A 6,955-nucleotide genomic window follows, 5' to 3' on the forward strand; every position below is an offset into this window, starting at 1 on the left:
CCAGCTCGGATCAAAGCCACGCCGCCAGAACCAGCGCAGCCGCTTCTCCATCTCCGGGGCGTAGCACTGGACCCAGCGATAGATCGTCGTATGGTCGACCGAAATGCCGCGTTCCGCCAGCATTTCCTCAAGGTCGCGATAGCTGATCGGATAGCGACAATACCAGCGCACCGCCCACAGGATCACATCACCCTGGAAATGGCGCCACTTGAAATCCGTCATCGTTCCGTCCGTCCAATCTCCGCCAAGCATGCTCAAGCTTCACGATTTTTGCAACAGAGCCTGTCTGCGTAACCGGCTCAAACGCGTCCACGCACAGCCCCGGGCGCCTTACCGCTGCTCGACATCGTGTACGGAGAGGCATCTGCGCAGGTCAGAGCCCTCGCCAGACGTCTCGCAGCACCATGTCGCCCGGGGGACCGTGGTGATTCATCTGATGCAATACGCAGACTAGGTAATGTCATAATGTGCATTATCGGACAACCACACTCAGGCGGGCGGATCGGCCAGGAGCGCCGCGAGGCCCCGCTCGAACACGCGGTCCGCGCCCTCCTCGTCCAGTCTCCCTGAACCACGCAGCGCGCCGAGTCCCAGCACGAACGCCTGCAGGGTGAGCCAGTCGTCGCCGTGCACATCCGCGAGCCCGACACGGGACTGCGCCAGCACCGGCACCAGCCACGGCGAGGCCGCCAACACCTCGTTGAGTGCCCGCGCGGACGCCTCCGCATCGACGGCCCCGGACTCCTGCAGGCCCTCGGCCGTCGCCACGGCCACGGCGTCCACCAGGTCGGCCTTGTCGTGCACGTGGTTGTAGAGCGCCATCGGCGTGACGCCGAGCCGCCGGGCCACGCCACGCATGGACAGAGCCTCCAGCCCACCTTGCTCGACGACGTGCAGGGCCGACTCCACGATCGCCTCCCGGGTCAGCATGTGTACAGTGTATATATACGGTGTACCTCGTGCAAGCGTGGGCACGGCACACGCACGGACCGCCCGGCGGGTCTACGTTGTCCCCGTGCGCCTCACGAAGTGGTACGCCGACTGTGTCACCCCCGATGGCGCCCTGTTCATCGGGTACGTCGCGCACCTCACCCTCGGCCCCCTCCGCCTCGACTACACGGCCTCGATCGAGGCCGACTCCCCCGGAGCGCCCGTCCGGCAGCACCAGTCCCTGCGCCGCGGCCGCATCGAGGCGGACGCCGCGGGCGTCCGTCTGTTCTCCCCCGGCCTGGACGTGTCCGGGTCATGGACCGGCGGGGTCGGGACCGAACCGCGCCGCGTCCTGGGCACCGAGGGCGCCGAGGTGACGTGGCAGGCGCTCCGGCTGGCCGCCCACGCCGAGGTCACCACGCCCACCTGCGGCTACAGCGGCACCGGCTACGCCGAGGTCGTCCGCCTGACGCTGCCGCCGTGGCGCCTCCCGCTCACGGACCTCAACTGGGGTCGATTCGTCGCCGACGACGCCTCGAGCGCTCACACGTGGACCCGCATGGACGGTGCCACCGTCACCGAGGTCACCGCACCGGACGGCCACGCGACCCTGGACCTCGGCGAGACCCGGCCCATCCGCGTCGACAGCGTCCCGGCCACCGTCCTCGGCCCCTTCAGCGGCGTCCTGTCCCGGCTGCTGCCGGCGACCCTGCGCCACCTCCACGAGGCCAAGTACCTCTCCCGCGGACAGCTCGTCCTCGACGGCACCCCCCACGACGGCTGGGTGGTCCACGAGGAGGTCCGCTTCGGATGAGCGGCCTGCTCGCCCGCGTCGGCTACGGCGCCCTGTTCGTGGTGGTCGTCCCGGCCCTGCTGGTCGCGCTGGGCGGCGTCCCCGTGCCGTTCCCGACACCGCGCCTGCCGGGCGTCGGCTGGGCACTCACGGTCACCGGGGCGGCCATCATGGTCTTCGGCCTGGGCACGCTCATGGTGCGCGGCCGCGGCCTGCCGATGAACGCGTTCCCGCCCGAGCGCCTGGTCACGACCGGCGTGTTCGGGCTCGTCCCGCACCCCATCTACACGGGTTTCTGCCTGGCCACGGGAGGCCTGGCCCTCGCGCTCGGATCCCCGGGCGGCCTCTGGGTGTCCACCCCGACCGCCGTGCTGGGGTGCCTGGCCCTGGCCGTGGGCCACGAGCGCCTGTCGCTGCTCGAGCGGTTCGGCGAACTCCCCAGGCCCGTCCTCGCCCTGCGCCGAAACCCGCCCGGGTGGCAGGCGCTCCTGGCCGCCACCGAGCGCCTGGCCAACAGCTGGTCGTCGGTGCGCCTGGGGCCCGTGCGGATCATGAACCACGTCGTCTGGTCAGGCCTCGCCGGCGGGGTCGGCGCCGCCGGGGCGGTCCTCGCGGCGGGCGCCCGGTACGCGGCCCCGGTCGCGCTCCTCATGGTGGCCGGCGCCGTCGGGGCGATGGTGATGGGTCAGCTCCTCGTCGGGTCCTCCCAGCGCCTGAGCCGCCCGTTCGGCTACTTCGGCAGCCTCGCCGCCATCGCCGTGCTGGGCGGGGCGTGGGTGCTGGCCAGCCCCCAGGACGCGGTGCTGCTCGCCGCCTTCGCCCTCGTCGCCCCCTGGACCCAGGCGGTCGGGCGCCTCCGCTGCCTCGTGCAGGGTTGCTGCCACGGTGCACCCGCGGCGTCCGGGATCGTGGTGACCAACCCGCACTCGCGGGCCTGCGCGCACGCCGGGCTGAGCGGGGTCACCATCCACCCGACCCAGCTGTACTCGATCCTGGGCAACCTGGTGCTCGGTTCGGTGCTGCTCGCGGCCTGGCTGGCCCACGCCCCGCTCACGCTCGTCATGGGCGGCTACCTCGTGGGCGCCGGCACCGTCCGGTTCATCGAGGAGGCCTACCGCGGCGAGCCCCTGACCCGCATCGTGGCCGGGCTGCGCATCTACCAGTGGTTCGCGGTCGCGATGTTCGTCGTCGGGGCCCTCGTGATGCTCGTGCCGTCGGGGCCCGCACCGGCCCCCGACCTCGCCGCCTGGCCGGCCGCCGCAGCCCTGGGCGTCCTCTTCTTCGTCGTCTGCGGTGCCGCCATGAGCGTCGACCTGCCCGACTCGCGCGCCCCGTTGTCGCGCCTGTCGGGCTGATTCCTCACTCGTACAGCACGTAGACGGGCTCGGGCTGCAGCTCCATCACCTGGTCGGCCGACATGAGCGGGCCGTGGCGGGCGTCTTCCTCGTAGAACAGCTTGAACCCGAGGTTCACGTGGTCGGGGGTCTGGGCCACGATCTTGTTCCACGCGTTGACCTTCGCGGCGGCCGAGCCGATGCCGTCGATCGACTTCACCAGGGCCACCCCCTCGTGCGGCACCAGCTTCTCCTCCTCGGAGATGATGTCGGCGTGCAGCTGGTGGTACAGCACCACCTTCTCGGGCAGGCCGTGCTCGGCGACCAGGCCGGCGACGTAGGTGGCGACCTCGTCCAGCTCGGGGCCGGTCGAGTGCCCGTAGACGTCTCCGGGCACCTCCTCCGGGCCGACCGCCCACTCGGGGTCGAGGGCGAGCCCGACGTCGGGCTCGACGAGCCACTTCTCGAGGTGCTTCACCTCGTCGATGAAGCGCGCGCGCCCGGGCTGGATGTTCAGGAGCAGGATCGCCTCGTGCTTGCGGGCCGTCTCGAGCCAGCTGGCGATGATGTCGTCCTTGGCCCGGGAGCGGTACAGGCCGTCCCCACCCGGCTGGGAGTGCACGGTGACGGCGATGAGCTCCATCACGGGCAGCAGCTTGCGCCCACGCAGGAAGTCCTGGCCCACCCGCTCGATCTCGTCCATGCGCTCGTCGATGTCGCCGGTGCCCAGGCGGCCCAGGGCGGCCGAACCCGGGTAGCCCGAGTAGCCGACGAGGCGGTACTCCGGGAAGAGCGTCCTCCCCCCGCGCGGGAGCTCGACCCCGCGGGGCTGCAGCGCGCCCCCGATGGCGTTGACGATCCCCCACACCCCGAACACGAGGGCCAGGAACAGCCCCAGGATCACGAAGAACCGGGGCTGGACGTTCCACCGGTACTGGCGACGCTCCTCCACAACGGCAGGCTAGGCGGGGAGCCAGTGCGCAGGGGGCAGACACGCCCACCGGTCCCCGGGACCTGATGGTCTTCAGGAATCTCTCAGCCAAGGGTTGAGAGTTCGCCGCCATTTCGTCGGCTCGGGTTGATGGGCGTCCGCGCTTGCAGGGAGCATTCAAGAGGCCACACCACCCCCACCGGCCGTACCCAGTCATACCCAACGGTCCAGGGGAGATGAATACAGCCGTGCGCCCAACCGCCCGACTTCTCTCAGTTTTCGCCGCCGCCCTGCTGGCGGTCGTGGGGGTCCTCGTGGTCCCCACCCCCGCCCAAGCGGCCGAGACCCGTGTGGTGTGCAACCACGACTGGGTCCGCGTCCGCTCGGCGGCCACCACCAACTCCCGCGAGCTCGGCCGCCTCTCCCGGGGCACCGCGGTCACCGGCACGCAGCAGGGCTCGTGGTTCCGCCTCGACGACGGGCGCTTCGTCGCGGCCTACTACACCTGCGCCGGTTCCGGCCGCGCCGCCGCCCCCCAGGCGTCCACCGCAAGCGGCTCCACCTTCGCCGTCTGCCGGACGCCATGGGTCCGGGTTCGCGCCAACGCGACCACCCGCTCGGCGGAGGTCGGACGCCTGAACCAGGGCGCCACCTTCAGCGGCCGCAAGGTCGGCACGTGGATCCAGCTGGACAACGGCGGCCACGTGGCCGCGTACTACGCGTGTGCGTCCAGCGCGCCGGTCGCCGCCCCCGCCCCGGCGCCCGCGCCCCAGCGCGTGGCCCCGAGCGCGGCGACCCACCAGGTCTGCCGGACGCCGTGGGTCCGGGTCCGCGCGAAGGCGACCACCGCCTCGGCCGAGATCGGCCGCCTCACCGAGGGCACGCCGATGGCCGGGCGCAAGGTCGGCTCCTGGATCCAGCTCGACTCCGGCGGGGCCGTCGCCGCGTACTACGCCTGCGCCTACTCCGGCGCCCTCGCGCCGGTGGCCGCCCCCGTGACCGTGCCCGACGCCGCCACTCCCCTGCGCCAGCCGACCGGCACGCTCGGCAGCCCCACGGGCCCGTACGGCCAGCGGTTCCACCCGATCCTGCGCACGTGGCGGCTGCACAACGGCATCGACATCGGCAACCGCGCCGGTGAGCCGATCGTGGCCGCCGAGGCGGGCACCGTCACCACGGTCGCGCGGGACGCCTCCGCCGGCCTGTACGTCAAGATCGACCACGGCACCGTCGCCGGGACCCCCAAGGTCGGCAGCGGCTACCTGCACATGGCCAGCGCCGTCGTCACCCGGGGCCAGCGCGTCGAGCGCGGCCAGGTCATCGGCTACGTCGGGAACACCGGCCTGTCCACCAAGCCGCACCTGCACTTCATGGTCTACGAGTCGGGTCGCCCGGTGAACCCCGAGAAGTACATCGGCCCCCTCGCCTCACTCCACGCCTGACCGGCCGAAGGCCAGGATCGCCAGCCCGCCGGCGAGGATCAGCACGCCCGGCACCACGGCGACCAGCACGACCAGCGCGGACACCGCGTGCGGGTCGCCGGCGGCCGTGGCCGCCCCGATGCCGGACAGGCCCAGTCCCACGCCCACCACTCCCCCGGCGGCCGCCTGGGCCAGCTTCCGGGCCACGTGGAAGGTGGCGAAGACCGCCCCGGGGGTGGCAGAGCCGCGCGTGCGGCGTCCGTGGTCGACGCAGTCGGCGGCCAACGTGTACATCAGCGCGTTGATCGGCGCCGAACCGAGCCCCTGCAGGGCGAAGCACGCCAGCACGAACGGGACGCTGGTGGGCGCCAGCGCGATGCCCAGCGCTCCGACCGCCGCCACGACGGCCATCCCCACGTACGTGGGGATGGCGCCGAACCGGGCCGACAGCCGGGGCGCCAGCGGCACCATCACCAGCGACGAGACCGCGCTCGCCAACGCCATCCAGAACAGCACGCCGGAGTCGCCCAGGGCCAGCATGGCGTAGTGGGCCTGGGCGCCGACGATCGTGAACTGGCCGGCCAGCAGCACCAGCGTCGAGGCGCACAGCACGAGCAACGGCCGGTTGGTCCGGACGGCCTCCCACGTCTGGCGGAGCGTCAGGGGGTGCACCTCGACCGGCACGTCCTCGCGGCAGGTCCGGTAGCACGTCCAGTACAGGACCAGACCCAGCACCACGTTGGCCCCGGCCACGAGCGTGAAGAACCCCTGCAGCGCCGCGGGGTCGTGGGCCAACCGCGTGATCTGGGGCGAGACCACCCCGGCCAGCACCAGCTGGACCAGCATGACGGCGCCCATCCGCCACGAGTTGAGCCCGACCCGTTCCACCGGGTCGGCGGTCATCGCCGAGGCCAGCGACACGTACGGGATCGTGACCAGGGAGTAGAACAGGATCATGACCGCGCTCGTCGCCCACGCGTAGGCCAGGCGCAGCCCGTAGCCGTCCAGGTCCGGGACGCTGAACACCGCCCAGGCCGCGAGCAGCAGCGGCGGGGTCGCCCACAGCAGGTACGGGCGGAAGCGGCCCCGCGCGGAGCTCCGCCGGTCGACCAGCCGCCCCGCGATCAGGTCGCAGGCCGCCGACCAGATCCGCACCACCAGCAGCAGGACGCCGACGTCGTAGGGGTCGAGCCGGGCGACGTTGACGTAGTAGACGACCAGGAAGACCGCCTGGAACGAGAAGACCAGGTTGTTGGCGATGTCCCCGGCCGCATAACCGACGAAAGGACGCCGCGCCGAGCCGGCGCGGCGTCCCTGCGTGGTCGCTGGTCGTGGTGGCCTAGGAGCCTGCTGAACAATCTGTCCGCGTGCCCACGGGACTGACCGGCAGCTGGCTGGAATTGTTGGGTTGTGCAGGGTGAGTCGAGTCCGCAGCGGGATGTGTTGGACGTGGAGTCGCTGGCGGGGCATTTGTTGCCGGCTGGCAGCGTGTTCCGGTTCTTGGCCGAGCACCGGCACCGCCTGTTCCCGGACGCGTTGTTCGCCG

General features: G+C 71.9%; 6 protein-coding genes and 1 pseudogene. 3 read left to right on the forward strand and 4 right to left on the reverse strand.

The annotated features are described in order from the left end of the window. Together H5397_RS16770 and H5397_RS16775 are read right to left on the reverse strand one after the other, a co-directional pair. Positions 1–222: pseudogene (locus H5397_RS16770) on the reverse strand (IS6 family transposase); the annotation flags it as partial. A gap of 267 nt (positions 223–489) precedes the next feature. After that, positions 490–930, reverse strand: a complete 441-nt coding sequence (locus H5397_RS16775; protein WP_182818859.1) for a TetR/AcrR family transcriptional regulator — start codon at positions 928–930, stop codon at positions 490–492. An 85-nt stretch (positions 931–1,015) separates the two neighbouring features. Between H5397_RS16775 and H5397_RS16780 the strand changes: the two genes are divergently transcribed. Then, the gene (locus tag H5397_RS16780; protein ID WP_182818860.1) at positions 1,016–1,744 is read left to right on the forward strand and encodes a hypothetical protein; all 729 of its coding nucleotides are present in this window, start codon (positions 1,016–1,018) and stop codon (positions 1,742–1,744) included. Next, on the forward strand, positions 1,741–3,078 hold the full coding sequence (locus H5397_RS16785) for a prolipoprotein diacylglyceryl transferase family protein (RefSeq protein ID WP_182818862.1): 1,338 nt from the start codon (positions 1,741–1,743) through the stop codon (positions 3,076–3,078). The genes H5397_RS16780 and H5397_RS16785 overlap by 4 nt, the downstream gene beginning before the upstream one ends. Positions 3,079–3,082: 4 nt before the next feature. Here the strand turns inward: H5397_RS16785 and H5397_RS16790 are convergent, their stop codons facing one another. Then, positions 3,083–4,009: a hypothetical protein gene (locus H5397_RS16790; protein ID WP_208090902.1), complete on the reverse strand. Its 927-nt coding sequence runs from the start codon at positions 4,007–4,009 to the stop codon at positions 3,083–3,085. 227 nt (positions 4,010–4,236) lie between these two features. Between H5397_RS16790 and H5397_RS18990 the strand changes: the two genes are divergently transcribed. Further along, the gene (locus H5397_RS18990; RefSeq protein WP_182818863.1) at positions 4,237–5,430 is read left to right on the forward strand and encodes a peptidoglycan DD-metalloendopeptidase family protein; all 1,194 of its coding nucleotides are present in this window, start codon (positions 4,237–4,239) and stop codon (positions 5,428–5,430) included. On the opposite strand, the gene H5397_RS16800 is transcribed toward H5397_RS18990, so the two are convergent. Beyond that, positions 5,416–6,955, reverse strand: a 1,540-nt coding sequence (locus tag H5397_RS16800; RefSeq protein WP_220492381.1) for a glycoside-pentoside-hexuronide (GPH):cation symporter, incomplete at its 5' end; no start/stop codon positions are given. The genes H5397_RS18990 and H5397_RS16800 overlap by 15 nt on opposite strands.

This window comes from Propioniciclava sp. MC1683, from assembly GCF_014164675.1.
Taxonomy (GTDB): Bacteria; Actinomycetota; Actinomycetes; order Propionibacteriales; family Propionibacteriaceae; genus Propioniciclava.

Excerpts from the sequence above, each read along its gene's own strand:
- H5397_RS16785 (WP_182818862.1), top strand. The coding sequence starts at position 1,741 with ATGAGCGGCCTGCTCGCCCGCGTCGGCTACGGCGCCCTGTTCGTGGTG.
- H5397_RS16775 (WP_182818859.1), bottom strand. The coding sequence starts at position 930 with ATGCTGACCCGGGAGGCGATCGTGGAGTCGGCCCTGCACGTCGTCGAG.